The 22,329-nt window shown below is 64.6% G+C and carries 20 protein-coding genes and 1 other RNA gene; 3 read left to right on the top strand and 18 right to left on the bottom strand.

What is annotated here, in order from left to right; translation table 11 throughout:
• Window positions 1-3: 3 nt before the first annotated feature.
• The 12 genes from VOI18_RS10105 to VOI18_RS10050 all read right to left on the bottom strand — a co-directional run bounded on the left by VOI18_RS10105 (window position 4) and on the right by VOI18_RS10050 (window position 11,304).
• Entirely contained in the window at window positions 4-1,428 is a 1,425-nt protein-coding gene (locus VOI18_RS10105; protein WP_323762283.1) for a UDP-N-acetylmuramoyl-tripeptide--D-alanyl-D-alanine ligase, read from the bottom strand.
• The gene (locus VOI18_RS10100) at window positions 1,421-2,872 is read right to left on the bottom strand and encodes a UDP-N-acetylmuramoyl-L-alanyl-D-glutamate--2,6-diaminopimelate ligase (RefSeq protein WP_416374873.1); all 1,452 of its coding nucleotides are present in this window, start codon (window positions 2,870-2,872) and stop codon (window positions 1,421-1,423) included. The genes VOI18_RS10105 and VOI18_RS10100 overlap by 8 nt, the downstream gene beginning before the upstream one ends.
• Window positions 2,869-4,623 carry a penicillin-binding protein 2 gene (locus tag VOI18_RS10095; RefSeq protein ID WP_323762282.1) on the bottom strand — a complete coding sequence of 585 codons (1,755 nt, stop codon included), beginning with the start codon at window positions 4,621-4,623 and terminating at the stop codon, window positions 2,869-2,871. The genes VOI18_RS10100 and VOI18_RS10095 overlap by 4 nt, the downstream gene beginning before the upstream one ends.
• Window positions 4,623-5,006: a cell division protein FtsL gene (gene ftsL / locus VOI18_RS10090; RefSeq protein ID WP_323762281.1), complete on the bottom strand. Its 384-nt coding sequence runs from the start codon at window positions 5,004-5,006 to the stop codon at window positions 4,623-4,625. Before ftsL ends, VOI18_RS10095 begins: the two co-directional genes overlap by 1 nt.
• Window positions 5,003-6,007, bottom strand: coding sequence for a 16S rRNA (cytosine(1402)-N(4))-methyltransferase RsmH (gene rsmH, locus VOI18_RS10085; protein WP_323762280.1), 1,005 nt, complete (start codon window positions 6,005-6,007; stop codon window positions 5,003-5,005). The genes ftsL and rsmH overlap by 4 nt, the downstream gene beginning before the upstream one ends.
• A complete protein-coding gene (locus VOI18_RS10080) occupies window positions 6,007-6,465 on the bottom strand; it encodes a division/cell wall cluster transcriptional repressor MraZ (protein WP_323762279.1) in 459 nt (152 codons plus the stop codon). The genes rsmH and VOI18_RS10080 overlap by 1 nt, the downstream gene beginning before the upstream one ends.
• 319 nt (window positions 6,466-6,784) lie before the next feature.
• Window positions 6,785-7,173, bottom strand: an RNA gene (gene rnpB, locus VOI18_RS10075) — RNase P RNA component class A.
• Window positions 7,174-7,222: 49 nt separating this feature from the next.
• Entirely contained in the window at window positions 7,223-7,900 is a 678-nt protein-coding gene (locus VOI18_RS10070) for an N-acetylmuramoyl-L-alanine amidase (RefSeq protein ID WP_323762278.1), read from the bottom strand.
• Window positions 7,897-8,811 carry a DMT family transporter gene (locus tag VOI18_RS10065; RefSeq protein ID WP_323762277.1) on the bottom strand — a complete coding sequence of 305 codons (915 nt, stop codon included), beginning with the start codon at window positions 8,809-8,811 and terminating at the stop codon, window positions 7,897-7,899. Before VOI18_RS10065 ends, VOI18_RS10070 begins: the two co-directional genes overlap by 4 nt.
• Before the next feature lie 39 nt (window positions 8,812-8,850).
• Window positions 8,851-10,086, bottom strand: coding sequence for a hypothetical protein (locus VOI18_RS10060; protein ID WP_323762276.1), 1,236 nt, complete (start codon window positions 10,084-10,086; stop codon window positions 8,851-8,853).
• 131 nt (window positions 10,087-10,217) lie between these two features.
• Window positions 10,218-10,544: a hypothetical protein gene (locus VOI18_RS10055; RefSeq protein ID WP_323762275.1), complete on the bottom strand. Its 327-nt coding sequence runs from the start codon at window positions 10,542-10,544 to the stop codon at window positions 10,218-10,220.
• Window positions 10,545-10,602: 58 nt separating this feature from the next.
• Window positions 10,603-11,304, bottom strand: coding sequence for a molecular chaperone DjiA (locus VOI18_RS10050; protein ID WP_323762274.1), 702 nt, complete (start codon window positions 11,302-11,304; stop codon window positions 10,603-10,605).
• Between the two features lie 153 nt (window positions 11,305-11,457).
• On the opposite strand from VOI18_RS10050, the gene VOI18_RS10045 reads away from it, so the two are divergent.
• Window positions 11,458-15,048 (top strand): hydantoinase B/oxoprolinase family protein, encoded by a 3,591-nt coding sequence (locus tag VOI18_RS10045; RefSeq protein WP_323762273.1) that lies wholly within the window; start codon window positions 11,458-11,460, stop codon window positions 15,046-15,048.
• Between the two features lie 38 nt (window positions 15,049-15,086).
• Here VOI18_RS10045 and VOI18_RS10040 read toward each other — a convergent pair whose 3' ends face one another.
• Window positions 15,087-16,697, bottom strand: a complete 1,611-nt coding sequence (locus tag VOI18_RS10040; RefSeq protein ID WP_323762272.1) for an FAD-dependent oxidoreductase — start codon at window positions 16,695-16,697, stop codon at window positions 15,087-15,089.
• A gap of 284 nt (window positions 16,698-16,981) precedes the next feature.
• Here VOI18_RS10040 and VOI18_RS10035 point away from each other — a divergent pair, with 284 nt between their 5' ends.
• Complete coding sequence (locus VOI18_RS10035; protein WP_323762271.1) at window positions 16,982-17,518, top strand: fasciclin domain-containing protein; 537 nt, start codon at window positions 16,982-16,984, stop codon at window positions 17,516-17,518.
• A gap of 64 nt (window positions 17,519-17,582) precedes the next feature.
• On the opposite strand, the gene VOI18_RS10030 is transcribed toward VOI18_RS10035, so the two are convergent.
• Window positions 17,583-18,083 (bottom strand): hypothetical protein, encoded by a 501-nt coding sequence (locus VOI18_RS10030; RefSeq protein WP_323762270.1) that lies wholly within the window; start codon window positions 18,081-18,083, stop codon window positions 17,583-17,585.
• A 34-nt stretch (window positions 18,084-18,117) separates the two neighbouring features.
• On the opposite strand from VOI18_RS10030, the gene VOI18_RS10025 reads away from it, so the two are divergent.
• Window positions 18,118-18,909, top strand: coding sequence for a helix-turn-helix transcriptional regulator (locus VOI18_RS10025; protein ID WP_323762269.1), 792 nt, complete (start codon window positions 18,118-18,120; stop codon window positions 18,907-18,909).
• A 48-nt stretch (window positions 18,910-18,957) separates the two neighbouring features.
• On the opposite strand, the gene VOI18_RS10020 is transcribed toward VOI18_RS10025, so the two are convergent.
• From VOI18_RS10020 to VOI18_RS10005, 4 genes are all read right to left on the bottom strand, one after another.
• A complete protein-coding gene (locus tag VOI18_RS10020) occupies window positions 18,958-19,995 on the bottom strand; it encodes a succinylglutamate desuccinylase/aspartoacylase family protein (RefSeq protein ID WP_323762268.1) in 1,038 nt (345 codons plus the stop codon).
• Window positions 19,992-20,897 carry a 30S ribosomal protein S6--L-glutamate ligase gene (gene rimK, locus VOI18_RS10015; protein WP_323762267.1) on the bottom strand — a complete coding sequence of 302 codons (906 nt, stop codon included), beginning with the start codon at window positions 20,895-20,897 and terminating at the stop codon, window positions 19,992-19,994. Before rimK ends, VOI18_RS10020 begins: the two co-directional genes overlap by 4 nt.
• Window positions 20,898-20,962: 65 nt before the next feature.
• Complete coding sequence (locus VOI18_RS10010; RefSeq protein WP_323762266.1) at window positions 20,963-21,436, bottom strand: ATP-dependent zinc protease; 474 nt, start codon at window positions 21,434-21,436, stop codon at window positions 20,963-20,965.
• Between the two features lie 208 nt (window positions 21,437-21,644).
• Window positions 21,645-22,286 (bottom strand): hypothetical protein, encoded by a 642-nt coding sequence (locus tag VOI18_RS10005; RefSeq protein WP_323762265.1) that lies wholly within the window; start codon window positions 22,284-22,286, stop codon window positions 21,645-21,647.
• Window positions 22,287-22,329 lie beyond the last annotated feature (43 nt).

The following is a 22,329-nucleotide window of genomic DNA, read 5'->3' as shown; positions in this document are numbered from 1 at the left end:
GGATCAGGCCTCCGTCAATCCGAGTGCGGTACCGTCGAGGAGAACCGAGGCAATCTTGTGGAGGCCGGAACCATTGGAGCCCTTGATGAGCACCACATCCCCCGAACGCACCAGTGACTTGACCTGTTCCAGCCCCCCAACCGCATCTTGCGCATAGCCTGCGCGAACCTGCTTGGGCAAGGCATCATGCAGATGCTTCATGCGACGACCACAGGTCAGTACCGCGTCGATACCTGCGGCTGCGAGATTCTCGGCGAGCGCCGCGTGCAGATGGTTCTCGTCCGGACCGAGTTCGAGCATGTCACCGAGGACCGCGATCCGGCGGCCGCCCTGCGCAGGCGCCGCTGCACCCAGCGCGGCGATGGCGGCGGCCATCGACACCGGGTTGGCGTTGTAGGCGTCGTCCAGCAGCGTGAACCGACCACCATCCGGCAGCTCAACCTGGGCGGCGCGGCCGCGGCCTGGCTCGGCACCTACATCTGACAGCGCGGCAGCGACGTCGCGGGCATCGAGCCCGGCGCCGGCCGCGGCGGCAAAGATCGCGCCGGCATTCCAGGCCCAGTGGGCACCGGTGGCCGCGAGGCGGAAAGGCGCACGCACGCCAAGCACATTGGCCACACCGCGCGACCCATCCAGCCCGGTCTCAAAATCCTCGATCCGGATCGCCGCGGAAGCCGAAGCGCCGAAATCCAGCAGGAACGCCGCGCACGAATGCCGGGCATGACGGGCGATACGCTCGGCGAACGGGTCATCGGACGGGTAGATCGCCACCCCGTCCTGCTCGAGCCCGTCGAATATCTCCGACTTGGCATCGGCAATCGCTTCGACCGTCCCCAGATGCTCCAGATGAGCCGGTGCGATCCGCGTGATCAGCGCGACATGCGGTCTGACCAGGGAGGACAGGTCGCGGATCTCGCCGGCATGGTTCATGCCCAGCTCGAATACGGCGCGCCCGGTGTCGCGTGGCATCCGGGCCAGGGTCAGGGGCACACCCCAGTGGTTATTGTAGGATTTGACGCTCCAGTGCGCCGGGCCAGCGGCGCGAAAGACGGCCGCGATGGCTTCCTTGACACTGGTCTTGCCGACGCTGCCCGTCACCGCAACGCGGATCGCGCCGGACCGGTCACGGGCTGCCGCACCGAGGGCGCGCAGGCCTTCCAGCGCGTCCTTGACCATCAGCGCCGGCTCGACCCCAGTGTCACCGCGCTCAACGAGGCATGCCGAAGCACCTTTCTCCAGCGCGGCCGCCACGAAATCATGCCCGTCGCGTGCGTCCTGCAAGGCCACGAAAAGGTCGCCAGGTTGCAGCGTGCGGGTATCGATCGAGATGCCCGAGACTGTCCAGCCGGACTCACCCAAAAGCATGCCTCCCGTCGCGGCCATGGCCTGTCCGGACGTCCACAGCGGGTGCGCGCTTGCCTCAGACATTGGCGGTCTCCTTGGCGGACAGCGCGGCGCGGCCCTGTTCACGGTCATCGAAGGGATGCACGACATTGCCGACGATCTGGCCGGTTTCGTGCCCCTTGCCGGCAATCAACAGGCAATCCCCGGCCTTGAGCATCGTGACCCCATGCCGGATTGCCTCGGCCCGGTCGGCAATCTCCTCGGCCGTGGGGCACCCTTTGAGGATGGCCTTGCGAATGGTGGCAGCATCTTCAGAGCGCGGATTGTCGTCGGTGACGATGACACGATCGGCCTGATTGGCGGCGATGACGCCCATCTTGGCGCGCTTGGAGGCATCCCGGTCGCCGCCACAGCCAAAGATCACAATCACCCGCCCGCGGGTGTGCGGCCGTGCCGCCCGCAACAACTTGTCGAGCCCGTCCGGCGTATGGGCGTAGTCGACCAGTACCGGGGCACCGGCCGCCGTCTCGCCAACTTTCTCGAGGCGGCCCGGCACGCCGGTCAATGCCTTGAGAGAGGCCAGCACGCTGGACGCAGCAACGCCGTCGGACAGAGCGATAGCCGCCGCGCCAAGGGCATTGAGGATCTGGAATTCACCAACCAGCGGAATGTCGAGGGCGTATTCCTGCCCCCTCCACGAGAAGACGACGCTCTGGCTCGCTGCCCGCGGCGTGATCTCGCGGATCGCCAGATCGGCGCCGCGCCAGCCCATGGTGAGAACTTCCAGCCCGCGCTCGCGGGCGGCAGCGGCCATCTTGCCACCCCACTCGCTGTCGACATTGATCACGGCCCGGCCATCGGCCGGGAGGCGCTCGGTGAACAGCTTCAATTTGGATGCGAAGTAATCGGCAAAGTCGGGATGATAATCGAGATGATCCTGGGTCAGATTGGTGAAGGCACCGACCTGCACCCGAACGCCGTCCATGCGGTGTTGCTTGAGCCCATGGCTGGACGCTTCCATGCCCAGATGGGTGACGCCTTCACCCGCCAGCCGGTCCAGTGCGGCCTGCAGCGCGACCGCGTCCGGGGTCGTATAGCCCGTCACCTCGACCGAATGGCCGCGCGTCACGCCGAGTGTACCCAGGCAGGCGGCCTCGATACCGGCTCCAGCCCAGATCTGGCGAAGGAACTCAACGGTCGAGCTTTTCCCGTTGGTGCCAGTGATGGCGACGATGTGTTCAGGCTGGCGCGGATAGAAACGCGCCGCCATCCGCGCCAGAAGCGCAGCGGGTTCGGCTACGGCAATCACCGGGACCGGCGCCTCGACTGGCTGATCGGTAAGAATGGCAGACGCCCCGGCGGCCAGCGCCTTGGGGATGAAGTCACGACCATGAACAGTCACGCCTGGCAGCGCGGCGAAAACAAAGCCCGGCTCGACCTTGCGACTGTCCAGAGTCAGACCGCGCACGACAAGGTCGCCACCTTCAAGGACCAGACCTTCATCGAGCAACAGGTCGTTCATAGTCACGGGATCAACTCCGGCATGAGGGCAGCACGAACCATGGCAGCACGTCCGACCGGGTCCTCATTGGACCGCTCGACGCCCAGGATGGGCGCGATCCGCGCCACGATCTCGCCCACCGCCGGGGCCGCGACCCGGCCACCGGTCGGGCGAAGATAGGTCGGCTCGGGCATTTGTGGTTCATCCAGCAACACAAGGATCGCATATTGCGGATCATTGGCCGGGAAAACCGCCGAAAATGAGGAAATCAGCCGCGAGGTGTCATAACCGCCGCGCGACGGCTTGTCGGCAGTACCCGTCTTGCCCGCAACCAGATAGCCAACAGCTTCGGCATTGCCGCCCGTGCCGCCGACCACATTTTCCCGCATCAGGGCCAGCACGTCGCGGGCCACATCCGAGCGCATGACGCGCTCGCCGAGAATGGTTTCGTCAGCCGCCACCGGCAACAGGGTTGGCGGAACATAGACGCCATCATTGGCGATCGCGGCGAAGGCGGCGATGGTCGCGATCGGGCTGACGGCGATGCCGTGCCCATAGGAAATCGTGACCGTCTCGGTTGGCCCCCAATTGCGCGGCAGCAAGGGGTCCGCACTCTCGGCCAGTTCGATCGGAGCGCGTTCGAGCAGACGCAGATCGCCGAGGAAACCGCGCTGCGCCTCGGCACCGACTTCGAGCGCCATGTGACCGGAGCCGATATTGGAGGAATGGGTAAAGATCTCCGGTACACTCAGCCAGCGCTCCTCACCATGATAGTCGGAGATCCGGTAACCGCCGACCGCGAGCGGCGCGCGTGCGTCGTAGCGGCTCTCCAGCGTTGCCGTCTCCTCTTCGAGGGCCACGGCGACGGTAAAGGCCTTGAAGGTCGAGCCCATCTCGTAAACCGACTGGGCCGCCCGGTTGAGGCGCTCGCCGGGGCTGGCATCGGAGGGGCGGTTGGGGTCAAAATCGGGCAACGACACCATGCCGAGGATTTCACCGGTGCGGACATTCATCACGATCCCGGTCGCAGCCAGGGCCCGATACTCGGTCATCGTCGCACGCAGGACTTCATCGACATGGAATTGCACGGCCATGTCGATGGACAGGGCAACAGGGCGACCATCGCCGGACATCAGCGCTCCGTCAAAGGCCCGCTCGGCACCGGCCAGACCGTCCATGTCGCGATTGGTATAGCCCACAACATGAGAGGCCAACCGCCCGCGCGGATAGACGCGGCGAGGTTCGGTACGGAACTCCAGACCCGGCAGGCCCAGCGCAAAGACCGCCTGACGCTGGCGCGGAGTCAGATTGCGACGAACCCAGACAAAGCGGCGGCGCGACCCAAGACTCTCCGTAAGCGCCACGACATCCACCTCCGGCAGGACGGTGGCGAGCATTTCAGCGGTTTCCGCTGCATCCCAGACCAAAGCCGGGTCGGCATAGAGCGAATGGGTTTCCAGGGTCGTGGCCAGCACCTGGCCGGTGCGGTCAAACAGGTCACCGCGATTGTGCGCCTCCGCGACCGGCCGGGTCGGCACAGCATCGGCCGGACCGGTAATGGCGACCTCGATCGCGCGGCCGGCAAGGATGGCAAATCCCAGCGCCAGAGACAGGCCCATCACACGCAAACGCCCGCGCGAGGCATCCATCGCGCGGGTTTCATCACTTTCAATACGCAGCAGCCGGGACATGTCGGCCGGCGCGGCCTCGGCCAGCGGCGGCGGCGCCAGGGTGCGCGTTTCCGATGATATCTGTTTGCGGAACGGCCACAGACGCATCAGTCCGGGCCTCCCGCCTGTGTCGGCTCGGCCATGGCCAGGGCGCTATCCGGCTGGGCCACGAACTGCCCGTCGCGGCGGACGTCGTTCTCGGCGGGACGCGGGTCGGACAGCAGCGGCAGATCGCTCAAGGCCACCTCCCGCGACGGGTCCAGCGGTTCGAAGCCGAGATAGCGCCGGGCCAGGGCGCGCAGGCGCTCCGGATCTTCCAGATGGGCGATCTCGACATTGAGAACATTGATCTGACGGCGCTCCTCGACGAGCTGGGCCTGGATGTCTTCAAGGCGTTCCTGCGAGCTCTTCGCCTCGGCCTTGGCGATGTAGAGCGCGACCGCCAGAGCTGCGGCAACGACGAACGCAATCGCATTGAGCGTGCGGATCATAGCGCGGCCTCCAGACGGGCAAGCGGAACAATACTCGTGTGAAGCGACGGGCTGTCGGACCAGGCCGGCGCTTCGTTTCTGATGGCGGCACGCAGCTTGGCTGAGCGGGCCCGGGAATTTTCTGCGGCCTCCTCGTCGCTGGCCGATACGGCGCGGCGGGTCAGCAACGAGAAACTGGGCTCAGGGCCGGCTTCGACCGCAGGCTCGTAACGCGAGCCGCCTCCCCCTGCGAGACCGGCACGGCTTCGCAGGAAGGTCTTGACCATGCGGTCTTCCAGTGAATGGAAAGTAACCACGACAAGCCGTCCCAGCGGAGCCAGCAGACGCTCGGAAGCCTCCAGCGCCCGGGCCAATTCGCCCAACTCGTCATTCACGAAAATGCGCAGCGCCTGGAAGACCTTCGTAGCGGGATGGATTTTCGAATGTTTTCCGCCAGTTGCGCGGGTAACAATTTCGGCGAGCCGATCCGTCGTCTCGATTTTTGCTTCGGTGCGGGCCGTGCAGATGAATTTTGCGATCCGGCGCGAACGGCGCTCCTCGCCGTATACATAAAATATGTCGGCGAGCTCTGCCTCCTTCAGGCGGTTCACGGCATCGGCGGCAGTCGGGCCCGTCGCCGCCATGCGCATGTCCAGCGGACCCTTGCGCATGAAGGAGAAGCCGCGCTCGGCCTGGTCGATCTGCATCGAGGACACGCCGATATCCAGGACAATGCCGTCGACCTGGTCGATACCGCGCGAGGCCAGCACCTCGCCCATCGCCGAGAACGGCGCTTCGGCAAAGGCAAACCGCCCGCCAGACGCCTGGACCAGCTGGGTCGCCGTCGTCTGGACGGCCGGGTCGCGATCAATGCCGATCAACTTGCAATCGGCCGCTGACAGTATGCCGCGTGAATAGCCCCCGGCGCCAAACGTCCCGTCAATGTACAAGGCCCCGCCGCGCGGTTCGAGCGCGTGCAGGACCTCATCCAGCATCACCGGAATGTGCGGCGCGACGCTCATCACACGCCTCCCGGACGCGCAGGCAGTTTCAGGGCGCGCTTGTTGTCCCGGGCGAAGGCCTGGGCGTTGGCCTTGTGGTCCTCGAACCGCTCCGGCGACCAGATCTCGAAACGCGAACCAAGACCGACAAAGGTCGCCTTGGCGTCGAGACCGGCATGTTCGGCAAAGTCCTTGGGCAGGGTGACGCGGCCATTGGCGTCAAAGGCGAGCGGACGGGCCGCACCGAAGATCGCGCGTTCGAAAGCGATGCGCGCATCATCATAGGGGTCCATTTCCTCGATCAGCGCCTGATAGCGCTCGAGCAAGGCCTGACCGCCGCCTTCCAGATAGGGGCCGTCAAAGGACGGCCAGACAATGATGCCGTCAAACGGGCCGCCCCGGACCACCGCACGGAAATCGGCCGGAACGGAAACCCGTCCCTTGGCGTCGACGCCGTTAATGGTGGTGGACAGAAACACGCTTTGATGGCTCCCCAAACCCTGCAACCGACCCCGCATGGTTAATGATGGGATAACATGGGACTTGATGGGAAACAATGACGAGAGGGCCGTTTTTCATGGACCAACAGGCCAATCGAAGTATTCAAATATGCAAAATCGAAGAACAGACGCGGAACATTAAGTTAATATCCACAGGCAGCTTCCAGGCCCGCCCACGAAATCCCGCGAAATCCCGAAATCTGTGGATTTGTTCCATTTGGGAAAAAGATGCACGAAGCAACCGGTCGCCCGGCTCCGGAATATCGGTGCCGGCCTCGCCTGTGCCATTCGGGAAAAAGTGATCAGGCGGCCTGTAAGCCGGGTCTTGTCCCCCGGATCAGATCCGGGACGACGGTCATTCATCTGCGATCGTGCTTGCGCACGACCTGGTGCGACCTACCCGGACAGCATGCGGAGGCGCATGTGCAGCCAAGGCTGCGGCCTGTCCCTATTCGGTCTTGCTCCAGGTGGGGCTTGCCTAGCCCCCTTCCTTGCGGTCGGGGCGGTGCGCTCTTACCGCACCGTTTCACCCTTGCCCGGCCCGAAGGCCCGGCGGTCTGTTCTCTGCTGCGCTTTCCCTGGGGTCACCCCCGCCGGACGCTATCCGGCACCTTGCCTCCGTGGAGCCCGGACTTTCCTCGACAACACCGTTTCCGGCCCAGTTGCCGCGACCGTCCAGCCACCTGATCGCGATCTAGATCGTCCAGACAGGCGCCACCGTCAAGCGTCGCGCGCGTCAGCCAACTTCTCGCGCCGCCACGGCGACGATCAGCGCCCGGGTCTCGTCATCGAGCACACCATCCGTCCGGGCCGGCCGCCAACGCCGCTGGAAGGCAGCGATCACGGCGTCCAGACCGGGCTCCAGTGCATAGCCGATCCGGATCAGGCAATCCGCCACATCGCCGTCGGCAGCGGCGGCGGCCTTCGGCGTCGCCAGTGCACAACCGGCCGCGGCGAGCTTGGCCCACGGAAAATGCTCGCCCGGGTCCTGCTTGCGGCCGGGGGCGACATCGGAGTGACCGATCACCCGCTCGGCGGCGATGCCGTGCCGGTCCATCAGGTCGCGCACCAGGGCGATCACGCTCTGGATCTGGACCGCCGGGTAGTCCGGCAGCGCGAAATCATGGCCGCCATTGACGATCTCGATCCCGATCGAGGCCGAATTGATATCTCTCTCACCGCGCCAGCTCGCCACACCGGCATGCCAGGCGCGCTTGTCGTCCCCGACCAGTTGAAGAATGCGGCCCGTCTCCTCGACCACATAGTGGGCGCTGACCTGGGCCTTGGGGTCACGCAGGCGGGTGATCGCCGCGGCCCCGCTTTCCATGCCGGTATAGTGGAGCAGGATCAGGCTGACCGGCGTCTTGCGATCATTGTAGTTCGGCGATGGCGCTGCCACGACCCCAAGGCTCACAATGTCTTCTCCCGCGCCAGCGCGGCGGCCGGCAGTTTCTTGTTCTGGCGCAGAGCAATGATGCCGACACCGGCCAGGGTCAGACCACCGCCGACAAACAGGCGCCAACCCATGGGGTCCCCCATCAAAAGGATGCCCGACACCACGCCGACCAGCGGGGCCAGCAGCGTGATCGGCGCGATCAGGGTCGCGTCATAGCGTTGCAGCAGGTTGTAGAATACGCCGTGCCCAAAGATGTTGACCAGCACCACGGTGATCAGGAGCGCCACACCAAAGGCCCAACCGCCTGACACAACCGAGCCCAGCTGGCCCTGCTCGAAGGTCAGCGACAACAGGAGCAGCGGCGGCCAGGACAGCAGCCCGATCCAGGCCTGCATGCGAATGGAATCCATCGGTAGACGCTTGACCAGGATCATCCCCAGTGCCGCCACGAAGGCAGCACCGACGCCCAGCAGCATGCCGATCGACATGTCCATCGCCTCCGGGTTCATGATCACCAGCATCACCCCGCCAAAGGCCAGTGTCATGCCGGCGATCCGCGGCAGCCCAACCGTCTCCTTGAGGAAGATGACGGACAGGATGGTGGCAAACGGCACCCCCATCTGCACCGCAATGGCCATGCCGGACGGGGTCGCCCAACGCATGCCCAGGAACATCAGTGCGTATTGCAGCGCCCCCATGCACAGGGCGACGCCGATCATGGTCTTCATGTCGGTCGGTCGGGGTCGCAGCCAGGGCGCCAGGAAGGCATAGAGCAGGGCAAAGCGTAGAAAGGCGAAGAAGATCGGCGGCACACCGTCAAAGCCGGGCACCCAGCCGGGCGCGCCCGTCACCGCAAATTTCGCGACCACGAAATTGAAGCCCCAGACGACGCAGACCGCCACCAGAAGAATGAAATCCTTGAGACGCATGGATCACTCATGGACGTCCCGCGCAACACCGGCAAGCCCTTATTGCGAATGGCCGAAATGCGCGTCCAGAAATTCCAGAAAGGCGTCCCAGTCGGACGGCTGGACGCCATGCAGGCCGCGCCGCATGAAGACGGCGATGTCGGCCGCGGGATCAAATGCCCCGAGACTTGGCTGACGCAACCCGTCCGACCCGTAGAGCGCATAGACCGGATTGGCACCGAGCGCGGCCTGGTAACTGCCCTGCGGGTCTGACCAGGCATCCCGCCATCCGCCGCCGATCAGCAGGGGCCGGGGCGCCATCAGGGCGATCAACGCGTGCTGGTCGAGCGGAATGGCGGCCTCGTTGTCGGCATAGGACGCGTAGCGCTCATTGAACCAGTAGGGATAGGTCCCGGTGATCTGGGCGACGCTTTCACCGGCATGACTGCGGGTGAGTGTGGTACCGCCGGTCCCGCCCTGATGGGCCAGCACGAGGTCGACACGGGTGTCGAAGGCCGCCGCGACCAAAGCCGACTTGGCGTTGCGTGAATGCCCCCATACGGCCATGCGGTCCGGGTCAAACCGCGGATCGCTTTCCAGCGCATCGATGGCGCGGGAATACCCCCACGCCCAGGCGATGATGGCGCCGCTTTCGCGTTCGGGCATGAGGACGTCGAGTGCCGCAGGCGCATCCGCTGGATTGTCAGGCACGATCTCGCCGGGATGCTGGAAGGCGAGCGCATAACCGCGCTCGAGAATGGTCTCGATGGGCGGCTCGGCGATATGGCGCCCGAAAATGGCCGACATCAGGTGACCCTGCCAGCCATCAATTCCACCGCACTCCCGTGCGGCCGGATTGACCGGTGCAGACAGATCACCACGTCCACCCAAGGCCGTGCGCGTACCGCAAAAAGTCTGCATCACGATAACGGGGACCGGACCGGTCACGGTTTCCGGAAGGATCACAACCAACCGCGCGCGAACCGGGCCGAGATCAAGATCCCACTCCTCGATCCGCCCCAGCCCGTCATAGGCCCCGGCTTCGACCAACCGCTGTTCCGTCACAGTTGCTGGCACGTCACCGGGCCAGTCGCCATAGACCTCAGCCTCGAAGCGCTGGCGCAGGAGAGGCCGGCGGGCCTCCCAGTCGTCGGCGCTCAACCCGGTCGTGTCGATCGCCGGACGGGCTGGTGGACCGTCATTCACGGTCGGCACGAGGGGCAGGACCATGGACACACAACCGATCAGCATCATCGGCAGGGTGATGGCAGCGAGGAAGAAGAACGCGCGGATCACAGGGCAGGAATTCGGGTCGGATTGAACATGGACCGACCCTAGCGGCAGGTCCGCGTCATCCCAATCACATTCTTGTGGGTGACTGCTTTAGGGCTTGTGGGTGACGGCTTCGGGTGGTCCGTCACGCCCGATCAGCGTGAGGTCGGGCCAACCCCGTCCACGGTCCAACCTTCGGGGCCGCGCGTGGCAACCAGGATTTCCGGTCCGGACGGCCGGTCCTGCGACCTCGCCCCGGTGCCGGCTACCCGTCCACCGCGCAGCTTGCGCCAGACCCAGAAACCGGCGGCGGCGAGGACAGCGATCCCGGCCACAACCAGGAAGGCAGCTGTCAGCATGGCGGCGAGGAAGATCACAAGTCCGACCACGGCCAGCGCGATGAGGGCCGCGAGAATATCGCGGACCACCCGGCTGGCGCGTCCGGAAAAACCTGCTGCGAATATGTTTCGAGTGTCCGTCATGAACCTCTTTCCGTGTTCGCCCCCGCTGACCTACATGTTGGCATCATGGCCTCAAAGGTCAATTGGCCAGAGGTGCGACCAAACCGCGTTGTGACAGGATTTCACCGTAAGCCGCGTTGATCGCTGCCATTTTTTCATCCGCCAGCCGCTGGATTTCGAGCGGCGCGCCGCGCGCGATCAACCGGTCCGGGTGATTCTGCGAGGCAATCCGGCGATAGGCCTTGCGCAGGTCGAGATCGGAGATTCCCGCCTCGATCCCCAAAATCACATACGGGTCCTTGTCATCGGGCTCGACATGACCGGCGAGGATGCGGCGGAACTCGGTTTCGGAGAACCCGAAAATGTCGGATACCCGCTGGAGATAACCCATCTCGTCCGGCGTGATCGTCCCGTCAGCCTTGGCGACATGGAAAAGGCCGTCGAGCACGTCCTCCAGGATGGCCGGATAACAACGGAAACGGCGGGCGAGCCGGCGGGCATAGCCGTCAAAACCGAGCGTTGTCTGCATGGCCAGCTCGAACGCCCGGTCCAGCGCGTCGCGGCCTTCCGGTGGCGGCCTGAACACTTCGTAGAACGCCCGGATCTCACTGCGTGACACAACCCCGTCGGCCTTGGCCATCTTGGCGCCCAGCCCGATCAGCGCCATGGCGAAATCGGCATCATTGACCTTGTGCGCGGCGGCGCGATCATCGCAGCCCTCGCATTCCAGGAAGCAATCGCGACCACTGATGCGGTCGGCCAGATTTCGCCAGAAGCCCATGCGCGTCACCCTCCGGTCGCCCATGTAGGAAGCACGCAGCCAATGCGCGAGTGGGTCGGGCCGGTCTTGAACAGTTCGCTGTCAGCTTAATCCGGTTGCACCCCGCCATGCCATGCTTAACCTCCGCAACGACGAAATTTCGGGGTCACGGACATGAGCGAGCGCACACGCGAAGCCTGGGAATTCTGGATCGACCGGGGCGGCACCTTCACCGATGTGATCGGACGGGCGCCGGACGGCCGCCTGCATGCGCTCAAACTCCTCTCCGAAAGCCCGGACTATCCCGACGCGGCCACCGAAGGCGTCAAGCGCCTTTCGGCGAGCGCGCCGGTGAGTGCGGTCAAGATGGGTACGACGGTCGCCACCAATGCCCTCTTGGAACGCAAGGGCGCACGCACCCTCTTCCTCGTCACCCGCGGTTTCGCTGACCTGCTGGTCATCGGCGACCAGACCCGTCCGGACATATTCGCCCTCGACCTCACCCGCCCGCGCCCGCTCTATGACCGGGTCGCCGAGATTGATGAACGCCTGGACGCCGACGGTGTCGTCCTTGAGCCGCTGGACGAGGATGCCGCTCGTACCGCCTTCGCGGCTGCCAAAGCCGACGGGCTGACCACGGTCGCCATCGCACTCATGCATGCCTACGGTAATGTCACACACGAAGCGCGGCTGGAGGCGCTCGCCCGCGAAGCCGGATTTACCACGGTGATCCGCTCTTCGATCGCCTCGCCGCTGGTCAAGATCGGCCCGCGCGCCTCGACCACCGTGCTCGACGCTTATCTGACACCCGTCCTGCGCGATTATGTCGACCGCGTCGATCGCGGCCTGGACGGGACGCCACTCTTTTTCATGCAGTCCTCGGGCGGCCTCGCGCCGGCCGGCGCCTTCCATGCCCGGGACGCGGTCCTCTCCGGCCCCGCCGGCGGCGTGGTCGGCATGGCCAAAACGGCGAAACAGGCAGGCCACGGGAAGGTCATCGGCTTCGACATGGGCGGCACCTCGACTGATGTCTCCCGCTATGATGGCGACACCTATGACCGGGTCCAGGAGACGCTGGTCGCCGGGCATCGTCTGCGCGCGCCGATGATGGCCGTCCACACGGTCGCTGCCGGTGGCGGTTCCATCCTCACCTTTGACGGCGAACGGGCCCGGGTCGGACCGGAGAGTGCCGGCGCCATGCCCGGTCCCGCCGGCTATGGTCGCGGCGGACCGGCCGCCGTCACCGACGCCAATATCGTGCTCGGCCGGGTCCAGCCGGACTGGTTCCCGCACGTCTTCGGCCCCACCTCCGACCAGCCGCTTGATGTCGCGGCCTCACGCGCCGCGCTCGGAGCGCTGGCCGACGCAATGGGGCTGGACAGTCCGGAAGCCGCCGCCGAGGGCTTCCTCGCGGTTGCCGTGGAGAGCATGGCCCAAGCCATCAAGCAAATCTCCATTGGCCAGGGCGTCAATCCGTCCGGCTACGCGCTCGCCGCCTTTGGTGGCGCCGGAGCCCAGCATGCCTGTCGGGTCGCCGATGCGCTGGGCATGAAGACCGTGCTGATCCATCCCTATGGCGGTCTGCTCTCGGCGCTGGGCATCGGTCTGGCCGATATCCGCGAGACCCGCATGGCCGCCGTCGAGGCCGATTTCACCGAGGCGTTCGATACGGCCAGTGCCATCGCCGAACGCCTGTCCGACGAGGCCCGCGAGGCGCTCGCCGCGCAGGGCCTGCCGGGCGACGGCGTCCGGGTGACGCGCGAATGGCGCCTGAAAGTGGCCGGGTCGGACACCTCTATCCCGGTCACCGAGGCGCCCGCTGCGACCATGACCTCGGCTTTCATCGTTGCCCACGAGCGCCTGTTCGGCTTTGTCCCGGAGGGCGGGATGGTCATCGAGTCGGTGACGGCAGAGGCGAAATGCGCACCGCCAGGCTCCGGCGACTGGACCATCGACATGCCGCAGGCCTCCGGCGACACCCCGGCGACCGCTGCCAGGGCCCGCCTCTATGATGGCGGCGACTGGCAGGACGTGCCGGTCCACATGCTGGATGCGATGGGCGTCGGCAGCGAGGCGGCCGGGCCGACACTGATCATGGATCCCAATGCGACCATCGTCGTCGATGCCGGATGGACGGCGACCCGGCTGGTGGATGGCACATTGTCCCTGCAGCGCGCTGCAGGGATGGCCGAGGCCGACGGCGACACCGGGCTCGACCCGATCCGGCTGGAACTGTTCAACAAGCGCTTCATGTCGGTTGCCGAGCAGATGGGCGTGGCGCTGGAACGCACGGCCCATTCGGTCAACATCAAGGAACGACTCGATTTTTCCTGCGCGGTCTTTGACGCAAACGGCGGACTGGTCGCCAATGCCCCGCACATGCCGGTCCATCTGGGCTCGATGTCGGCTTCGGTGCGATCGGCGGCGGAAGCGCATCCCGATCTCGGCCCCGGAGACGCGGTGGCGGTCAACGCGCCCTATGATGGTGGCACCCACCTGCCCGACATCACGCTGGTCACGCCAGTGCATGATCCCGACACCGGGACACGCATCTTCTATGTCGCTGCGCGCGGCCACCACGCCGATGTCGGCGGGATCGCGCCGGGTTCGATGCCACCTTTCTCGACCTCGATCGAGGAGGAAGGCGTACAGTTTCGCAATATCAAGGTGATGGAGAAGGGCCGTTTCCTCGACGACATCGTCATGGGCGTGCTGACCTCCGGTCCGCTTCCGGCCCGCAAACCGTCCCAGAACATCGCTGACATGAAGGCCCAGCTGGCGGCCTGCGCCAAGGGGGCGGGCGAATTGCACCGGCTGGTCGCGGACAACGGCCTGGCCGTCGTCAAAGCCTATATGGGCCATGTCCAGGACAATGCCGAGCGCGCCGTGCGCCGGGTCATCGATGCTTTGTCGGACGGGACCCACACGGTGAAGCTGGACGATGGCGCCCGGATCCGTGTCGCCATCCGGGTCGATCACGAGGCTCGCTCGGCGGTCGTTGACTTCACCGGCACCTCGCCCCAGCGGCCCAGCAATTTCAACGCCCCGGCCTCGGTCGCCCGCGCCGCGGTCCTCTATGTCTTCCGCTGCCTGGTCGGCGACGCCATCCCGCTCAATGAGGGCTGTCTCAAGCCGATCGAGATCATCCTGCCCGAGGGCTGCCTGCTCAACCCGAAACCACCCGCCGCCGTGGTCGCCGGCAATGTCGAGACCAGCCAGCTGGTGGTCGATGCGCTGTTCGGCGCCACCGGGCGGCTCGCGGCCAGCCAGGGCACGATGAACAATCTCACCTTCGGCAATGACCAGCACCAGTATTACGAGACCATTTGCGGCGGCTCCGGTGCCGGCTTCGATGCCGACGGCAAACCTTTTGCCGGTACCGACGCGATCCACACCCACATGACCAATTCGCGCATGACCGACCCGGAAGTGCTGGAACGCCGCTTCCCGGTCCGCGTCGAGCATCATCGTATCCGTCCCGGCTCGGGCGGAGACGGTCAGGCGCGCGGCGGCGACGGCTCGGTGCGCCGCCTGACCTTCCTGGAACCGATGGAGGTCGCCCTGCTCTCCTCCCGCCGGATCGAGCATCCGTTCGGGCTGAATGGCGGCGGCGAGGCGCAATCGGGCACGCAATGCCTGATCCGGGCCGATGGTTCGGTCGAGCCGCTCGACGGACTGTTTCGCGTCACTGTGGACGCGGGAGACAAGGTCGAGATTTCAACCCCGGGCGGCGGTGGCATCGGCAAGTCGGACCGGCCCGGATAATCCAGCCGCGAAGCGCCGGGGCGCGAGGGGCATGAAGGCTAGGGGTGAACGTGCTCCCACACTTTCGAGATGACGACCGAACCTTCACCAACGGCTGAAGCGACACGCTTGACCGAATTGGCCCGGACATCCCCCACGGCGAACAATCCGGAACAGGACGTCTCGTATGGCGATGGTGCGCCCGCATCGACGCCGGTCAGGACGAAACCGCGCGCATCAAGCTGGCAATTGCCGGCCAGCCAATCGGTATTGGGACCGGCACCGACCATGATAAAGGCCGCAGTCGTGTCCAATCGCCAATCGGCGCCATCCTTGTCGATAACGGCCTGGCTCATACTGTCATCGCCATGCAATGTCTTGAGTTGCGAGCGATAGTGAATGGTGATGCGCGGGTCCGCCTCGAGCCGGGAGACAAGATAGTCGGACATCGAGGCCGCCAGCGAGGGACCTCGGACCAGGACATGGACGTGCCTGGCCGAGCGCGACAGATACATCGCCGCCTGGCCAGCGGAATTGCCGCCACCCACCACGACAACCTCCATGCCCTTGCAATAGCGCGCCTCCATTTCGGTCGCGGCGTAATAAATCCCGCACCCTTCGAAATCCTCGAGCCGCTCCAGCGGCAAACGGCGATACTGCACCCCGGTGGACACAATGACGGCGCGGGCACACAGCGTTTGATCATTGTCCAGGGTGATACAGAATGTGCCGTCGTCGCGTCGCTCCAGACGCTCAGCGCGTCGAGGTCGCACGATACGGGTACCGAATTTCAGGGCCTGGACCTCTCCGCGCCAGACCAGATCAGCCCCTGAGATCCCGGTCGGAAAACCCATATAATTCTCGATACGGCTGGACGTACCCGCCTGACCGCCAACCGCGAGATCCTCGATCAGAACCGCGTTCAGGCCTTCGGCTCCGGCATAGACCGCAGCGGCAACACCAGCCGGCCCGCCACCCACGATCAGCACATCGATGACCTCGTCTTCGGCGATATCCTGAGCCAGGCCCAACAGGCGGGCGACCTTGGCCGGGGTCGCATCCTCGATTACCGATGACTTGCCGAAAATCACCGCCGGCCGGCGGCCGCACGTATTGCATCCCTGTGCCGCGATGAGCGCGTCTTCAGAGCCCGGCGCCATGGTACTGAACGGTATCTTGTTGCGCGAAGCGAATTCGGCGATGCGGCGAATATTGCGGTCCTCATCCACACCGATCAGCTTCAAGGAGGTATCGCTCTCCTCGATCTGGCGCCGCCGACGGGCCGCATAGACGGTGATGATGATGTCGGACATTTCCGGAATACGCGCCATTGCGTCCAGCATGGCGGGCCTGGGCACCGCGATCACGCGCGTCGCTTCACGGGCCCGCAGCGTCAGGGGATTAGCCCCGCCGCTCAGGAAGGCGATTTCGCCGGCGAACTGGGTCGGCCCTAGCGACATATCCTTGTGAGACTGACGCGTATAGGCGTCGATCACCTCGATCCGCCCGGACAGAATGTACAGGAAACGATCCATGGGGTCGCCCGCCTCGGCGACAATATCTCCAACCTCGAACACGACTTCCTGCCCGAGCGCGCGCAGCTCCTCGACATGGCTGTCATGAAGCGGTGTGCGCGTCATCTCACGCAGATTTGCTGCAAGGCTTTCCATGATGAAATTCCATCCGACTGATTTGAGCCAGCATGGCGCGAAACCTGGCGGATTGTTACAATCAATTGCACCGCTTATTCGACACGACATGACGCCGGCAAAAGCGTCGGCTGCTGGCATGCGAGCCGAATCTTTGAATTCACGCAAAAATTAAACTCCCGCAAGGTTGAGATCCAATCTGCAACCGTGTGCGTACCTCTGGCTGTCACATGCATGAAACGACCCTCCAGTGAACCGGCGGCGGCCACCGCCGGAACACATCCAGCCAACAAGGGAGCGCACACATGCGTCTCGTCTCTCTGGTCGCCCTGTCGACCGCCCTGATTTCCGCCCCGGCCCTCGCGTCGGACCCGCACTCCGTCGTCAAAACCAAGATGGACCATCACGGCGGTCACTCTGCCATGGCCCAGGCTGACATTGTCGACACCGCTGTCGCCGCCGGCCAGTTCAATACGCTGGTCGCCGCCGTCCAGGCCGCCGGCCTCGTCGACACGCTGAAGAGCGACGGCCCGTTCACGGTCTTTGCCCCGATTGACGCCGCCTTCGAAGCGCTGCCACACGGTGAAGTCCAGCGCCTCTTGTTGGCGGAAAACCGTCATGAGCTGACCGACCTGCTCACCTATCACGTGGTCTCCGGCGCCATCACGGCAGACCAGCTGAGCGGCCAGATCCTGGCTGTCGAGACTGTTTCGGGTTCGACCGTGGTGATTGATGCGACCGACGGCGTCCGGGTTGGCAATGCGCAGGTCATCCAGGCCGACATTGCCACGTCGAACGGTGTGATCCACATCGTCGACCGGGTGATCATCCCGAACGGTTGATCACCGAACTTGCGGACCGGGCGGGCTCAAGGGCCCGCCCGCGCCGACACCCAATCGTGCCAGGTTACTGCCCAGTCGGAAACGGCCCGGCCGCTTCAGTGGTAACCGCTGCAACCGACTTACGTGGCCAACCGGCGTATACGAACAAGGCCAGGAAGCCGATGTTAAGAGCCACGTTCAGCGGCGCCCCAGCAATAACCGACGCAATCGAGTCGATGGCAAACCATGCGATCCCGCCTCTCAACAGGGCCGACGGCAGCTCCCCCCCACGACCCACCGTCAACACTGTCACCCCCCAGCCCGTCATCAATCCTCCACTGATCCCGGCCAGCAATCGCTCCGCCGGTGTCGTGACAAGTGGCCCACCATCGAGGGGCCAGAATATCAGGTCCGCCATCATTTCCAGCGGTGCATCGGCCATTGGAGACGCCGCAAGCGCGACAACAAGGCCGAAAACGATCAGGATCCACGCGGGCAGAATGAATCGAAGCATTGCAATCTCCTCAACAGGTTTCGAGGGATTTGCAGCCAAAAAGGTAGGTTGAGCAATTACCTGCGAGGTCATGGCCGCACCGCCAAGACTATGCGACCATCGCGCAATGACAGACTCTACGCGCTCCCGTCCCCAGTTCGGCTCCTGTCTTCGCGACTGGCGACAGCGCCGCCGCTACAGCCAACTCGCGCTGGCACTGGAGGCCAATGTCTCCGCGCGCCATATCAGTTTTCTGGAGGGCGGGCGGGCCCGCCCCAGTCGCACTATGGTGCAGAATCTTGCCGAGTGCCTGGACATGCCATTCGAGGCTAGGAATGCGCTCCTCGCCGCTGCCGGGTTCGCGCCGGTCTATGCACGGACCCCACTTGAGTCCGAACACCTCGAACCGATCCGGCAGACCCTGACCCGGATGATGCATGCACATGCGCCGTCGCCGGCGCTGATTTTCGACGCGCGGTGGCGCGTTCTTGATGCAAACCCGACCGGAGCCTTGCTGATGGGTGGAGACTGGCAAGTCGGAACCTGCCTGATCGACCGGCTCGTCGACGACCCGGCGCTGAGGGCGCCAATCCGGAATTGGCCGGAGGTTGCGGCCGTCATGACCAACCGGCTGCGTTCTGAATCCCGCCAAGCGGGCGGTGATAGCCATTTGGACGCGCTCGCCGAGCGGCTGGCCCCTCACGCAGCGAGGCCGGCTGAGCTGCCCACAGATCAACCCATCCTGACTTTGCGATACGCAACGCCGCTGGGCGACCTCACGCTGTTCACGACCGAAGCCGAATTATCCTCGGCCCAAGATCTTACGTTGCGCGACCTGAGATTGGAAATCTTCTTCCCGGCCAACCGGCAAAGCCGGGAGTTGCTGGATCAACTCGGGTCCGGCCCGCACGAACCATGATCCGATTGGGCGAGGGCGCCAGTCACGGCACAGACCATTCCACCCCCGCTAGATAATCTCGTCCTCATCGAACAAGGGGTCATTGCCCAACGCTTCGCCGAGCTGGACCATCGGTTCTTCATTGCGACGTTTGATGATCTCGGCGATGTGGACGACGGCGTCGCCCTCATTGACGATCGGCAGGACGGTGCGGCCGATGATCAGCCCGTCGCAGGGCGCCGTGATCTCGACTTCCTGTGTGCCCAGCGGGTCGGACAGGGTGGCGATCAGCGTGCCTTCCTCGACATGCTCGCCGCAATCACGGTGCATGCGCAGGACCCCGCCCATCGAGGCGCGGGCCCAGCTGGACTTGTTGCCCAGCTCTGACCGCAAGGTTGCCTTGATACGCTTGTCCGGACGGATCATCCCCAGCTTGCCGAGCACGCGCAGAATACCCTTTACGCCCATCCGCAAGGCCGTCTCGTCAAAGCGAAGCGCCTCGCCGCTTTCATAGACAATCACCGGAATGTCACGCTTCTGCGCCGCTTCGCGCAGCGACCCGTCGCGCAGGGACGAGTGGACAATGATCGGCGCCGCGAATTCCTGGGCCAGTTCCAGCGCCTTGGGCACTTTCGTATCGACACGTATCTGCGGCAGGTTGGTGCGATTGACAGCGGCCGAGTGAAGATCAATCCCCGCCTCACAGCGCTCCACGATCTCGGTCAGGAAGATGTTGGCCAGCCGTGCCGCGAGCGAGCCCGTCGGTGCGCCCGGGAAACAGCGATTGAGGTCGCGCCGGTCCGGCAGGTATCTCGAATGGGTGATGAAGCCATAGGTGTTGACCACCGGCACGCAGATCAGCGTGCCGGCAATCGAGCGCATCTGCGGCGTCCGGATGAGGCGGCGGATGATCTCGACGCCAATGATCTCGTCACCATGGATGGCGGCCGAGACAAAGATGACGGGACCGGGTCGCTTGCCGTGCAGGACCTGCACGGACAATGACATCGGTGTGTGGTCGGAAAGAACAGAGACCGGGATCTGGACGATCTTGGTCGTACCCGGCGCGACGGTCTCGCCGGCAATCTCGAACGGGTCGCGTGTCATCCGGTACCGCGGGTTTTCGTCTTGCCTGTGACGGCGGTCTTCTCGATGAAATCAATGATCTTGTCGGCCACATCAACGCCCGTGGCATTCTCGATACCTTCGAGGCCCGGCGAGGAATTTACTTCCATGATCAGCGGGCCATGATTGCCGCGCAGCATGTCAACGCCGGCCACATTGAGCCCCATGACCTTCGCGGCCCGCACCGCGGTCGAGCGCTCTTCCGGGGTCAGCTTGATCTTCGAGGCCGAGCCGCCGCGATGCAGGTTGGAGCGGAAATCACCCTCGGCACCCTGACGCTTCATCGCTGCGACCACCTTGCCGCCGACCACGATGGTGCGGATATCGGCCCCGCCGGCTTCCTTGATGAATTCCTGGACGAGGATATCAACCTTCGCGCCGCGGAAAGCCTCGATCACGGACTTCGCAGACCGACGCGTTTCCGCCAGCACCACGCCGACGCCCTGGGTGCCCTCCAAGAGCTTGATGACGACAGGCTCGCCTCCGGCGATGTCCAGAACGTCATCCGTCATGGAGGTGTCGTGGGCAAATGCCGAGACAGGCAGGCCCAGTCCGGCGCGTGACAATAATTGAAGCGAGCGAAGCTTGTCGCGCGAACGGCCGATGGCGACCGATTCATTGGCCGACCACACGCCCATCATCTCGAACTGTCGGACCACGGCCATGCCGTAACCGGTGATCGAGGCCCCGATCCGCGGGATGATCGCGTCATAACCACTCAGAACGCGGCCCTGATAGCGCACTTCGGGTCGATGCGAGGTGATGTTCATATACATCTTCAGCGTATCGTAGATGTCGATTTCGTGGCCGCGCGCCTCGGCCGCCTCGACGAGCCTCTTGTGCGAGTAGAGGTTCGCGTTACGGGCCAGCATGAGCAAATTCATCAGGACGGTCTCCAGGGTGGCGGATAGTGGTTGCCGGGAACGGGTATCACGAAACCCGCCTCGGACTAAGCCGGGGTCGGGCAGAGGAAGGATTTTGACGGATTGACCAGCGCACCCGGCTTCAGGGCGGTGCGACCGACCAGCATGCGAAATCCCATTTCATCCCGACGCGTCAGCGTCAACTCGATTGGCCACACATAGGGCCCCATACGCAGCGGCGTGCGGATGACGTAGCGACGCTGTTCCTGCCCGTTTGAACTCTTGATCATGCGGCTCTCGAGTACCGCAGCCTCGCAGGCGATCCGGGTCTTGTTGTCATCCTGGTTGGGATGCAGCTCGAAGCGGACCCAACTGGCCCCGTCCTTCTCGAACGGCTGGATCTTCCAGGCATGGATGGCCGAGGTGCGCGCTCCGGTGTCAATCTTGGCCTTGACCCGCACCCCGCCCAGATCTGGCAGGCACACCCATTCACGCCAGCCAATGACGACAGAGGGCGCACCCGGCTGGGCATCGGATTTCGATCTTGTCTTGCGAACCATGGCTCTGGCAGTCCCGTAAGGCATTCAAGGGCATGCAAGCACCGGCGCGCGGGAAAAGGCAAGCGGGAAGAGGTGCGGATGCTCGACCTTCCCCTCCCACAAACCTGTGACCGCTGTCATCCCATGGTCGCGACCATGGGATGACAGTCGGGTTGGGGATGGTTGGCGTTGAGTTCGATGGAACGCGCCGCACCCCGATTTACGCCGATCAGTCGCCGATCCAGAAGGCGAAACCGGCCGGCTGGGTGTCGCCGTTGAGCGTCGCCGTGCCAATGGCGAGCGTGTCGATCGCGTCGGCACCGGCCTGCCACTCGGCCAGTGCCCCGTCGACATAGCCCGCTTCGATCACCAGCGTTCCAAGATCCGGGTCTGATGCCGTGATCATGACACCGTCATCGGTGATCGACGCGCTGTCGATGGTCATCGCGTACATCCGGTAATACGGCCCGTACTCATTCTCGCCCAGCTGGTCGGCCGTGTCTTCCAGAGCCAGTCGGAGATAGGCCGGCTCGTCGCATTCCGGCATGGCTGGCCAGAGTTCGATATTCTCGAGAATGATGTCCCCGAAGCGGATCTCGGAATTGGCGATCAGATAGCCCGACTGCGTTCCGGCGACCGTGTAGACAATGCCATTGTCGATCGGATCGATCATGACGCTGCCATCGGCGTCGGCGGCATCCAGCGGATCCGCCGGGACGGTATCAGCCGACGGTGCCGGGTCCGGTGTGACCGCGACGAGGTCTTCGACGACCGGTTGCGGATCAACGCTTTCATTGCCGGACCCCAGATAAAGGCCGCCCGCAAGCGCGCCGAGCGCGGCGATACTGATAATGTTCAACGTGGTTTTCATGTCTGCCCCCCTGCAAGACCGGGCAGACGCTACACCGACACCG

Origin of the sequence: Maricaulis sp. (assembly GCF_034670125.1) — a bacterium.
Classification (GTDB): domain Bacteria; phylum Pseudomonadota; class Alphaproteobacteria; order Caulobacterales; family Maricaulaceae; genus Maricaulis.
The sequence above is the reverse complement of the archived record's forward strand: the minus strand, read 5'-3'. Positions and strand labels throughout refer to the sequence as shown.

What these genes read in the sequence shown, in the direction of transcription:
- VOI18_RS10065 (WP_323762277.1), bottom strand. Translation starts at nt 8,811, where the DNA reads ATGCGTCTCAAGGATTTCATTCTTCTGGTGGCGGTCTGCGTCGTCTGG.
- VOI18_RS10045 (WP_323762273.1), top strand. Translation starts at nt 11,458, where the DNA reads ATGAGCGAGCGCACACGCGAAGCCTGGGAATTCTGGATCGACCGGGGC.
- VOI18_RS10040 (WP_323762272.1), bottom strand. Translation starts at nt 16,697, where the DNA reads ATGGAAAGCCTTGCAGCAAATCTGCGTGAGATGACGCGCACACCGCTT.
- VOI18_RS10095 (WP_323762282.1), bottom strand. Translation starts at nt 4,623, where the DNA reads ATGCGTCTGTGGCCGTTCCGCAAACAGATATCATCGGAAACGCGCACC.
- ftsL (WP_323762281.1), bottom strand. Translation starts at nt 5,006, where the DNA reads ATGATCCGCACGCTCAATGCGATTGCGTTCGTCGTTGCCGCAGCTCTG.
- rsmH (WP_323762280.1), bottom strand. Translation starts at nt 6,007, where the DNA reads ATGAGCGTCGCGCCGCACATTCCGGTGATGCTGGATGAGGTCCTGCAC.
- VOI18_RS10010 (WP_323762266.1), bottom strand. Translation starts at nt 21,436, where the DNA reads ATGGTTCGCAAGACAAGATCGAAATCCGATGCCCAGCCGGGTGCGCCC.
- VOI18_RS10105 (WP_323762283.1), bottom strand. Translation starts at nt 1,428, where the DNA reads ATGTCTGAGGCAAGCGCGCACCCGCTGTGGACGTCCGGACAGGCCATG.
- VOI18_RS10055 (WP_323762275.1), bottom strand. Translation starts at nt 10,544, where the DNA reads ATGACGGACACTCGAAACATATTCGCAGCAGGTTTTTCCGGACGCGCC.
- VOI18_RS10030 (WP_323762270.1), bottom strand. Translation starts at nt 18,083, where the DNA reads ATGACCTCGCAGGTAATTGCTCAACCTACCTTTTTGGCTGCAAATCCC.
- rimK (WP_323762267.1), bottom strand. Translation starts at nt 20,897, where the DNA reads ATGAATTTGCTCATGCTGGCCCGTAACGCGAACCTCTACTCGCACAAG.
- VOI18_RS10005 (WP_323762265.1), bottom strand. Translation starts at nt 22,286, where the DNA reads ATGAAAACCACGTTGAACATTATCAGTATCGCCGCGCTCGGCGCGCTT.
- VOI18_RS10035 (WP_323762271.1), top strand. Translation starts at nt 16,982, where the DNA reads ATGCGTCTCGTCTCTCTGGTCGCCCTGTCGACCGCCCTGATTTCCGCC.
- VOI18_RS10025 (WP_323762269.1), top strand. Translation starts at nt 18,118, where the DNA reads ATGACAGACTCTACGCGCTCCCGTCCCCAGTTCGGCTCCTGTCTTCGC.
- VOI18_RS10020 (WP_323762268.1), bottom strand. Translation starts at nt 19,995, where the DNA reads ATGACACGCGACCCGTTCGAGATTGCCGGCGAGACCGTCGCGCCGGGT.
- VOI18_RS10050 (WP_323762274.1), bottom strand. Translation starts at nt 11,304, where the DNA reads ATGGGCTTCTGGCGAAATCTGGCCGACCGCATCAGTGGTCGCGATTGC.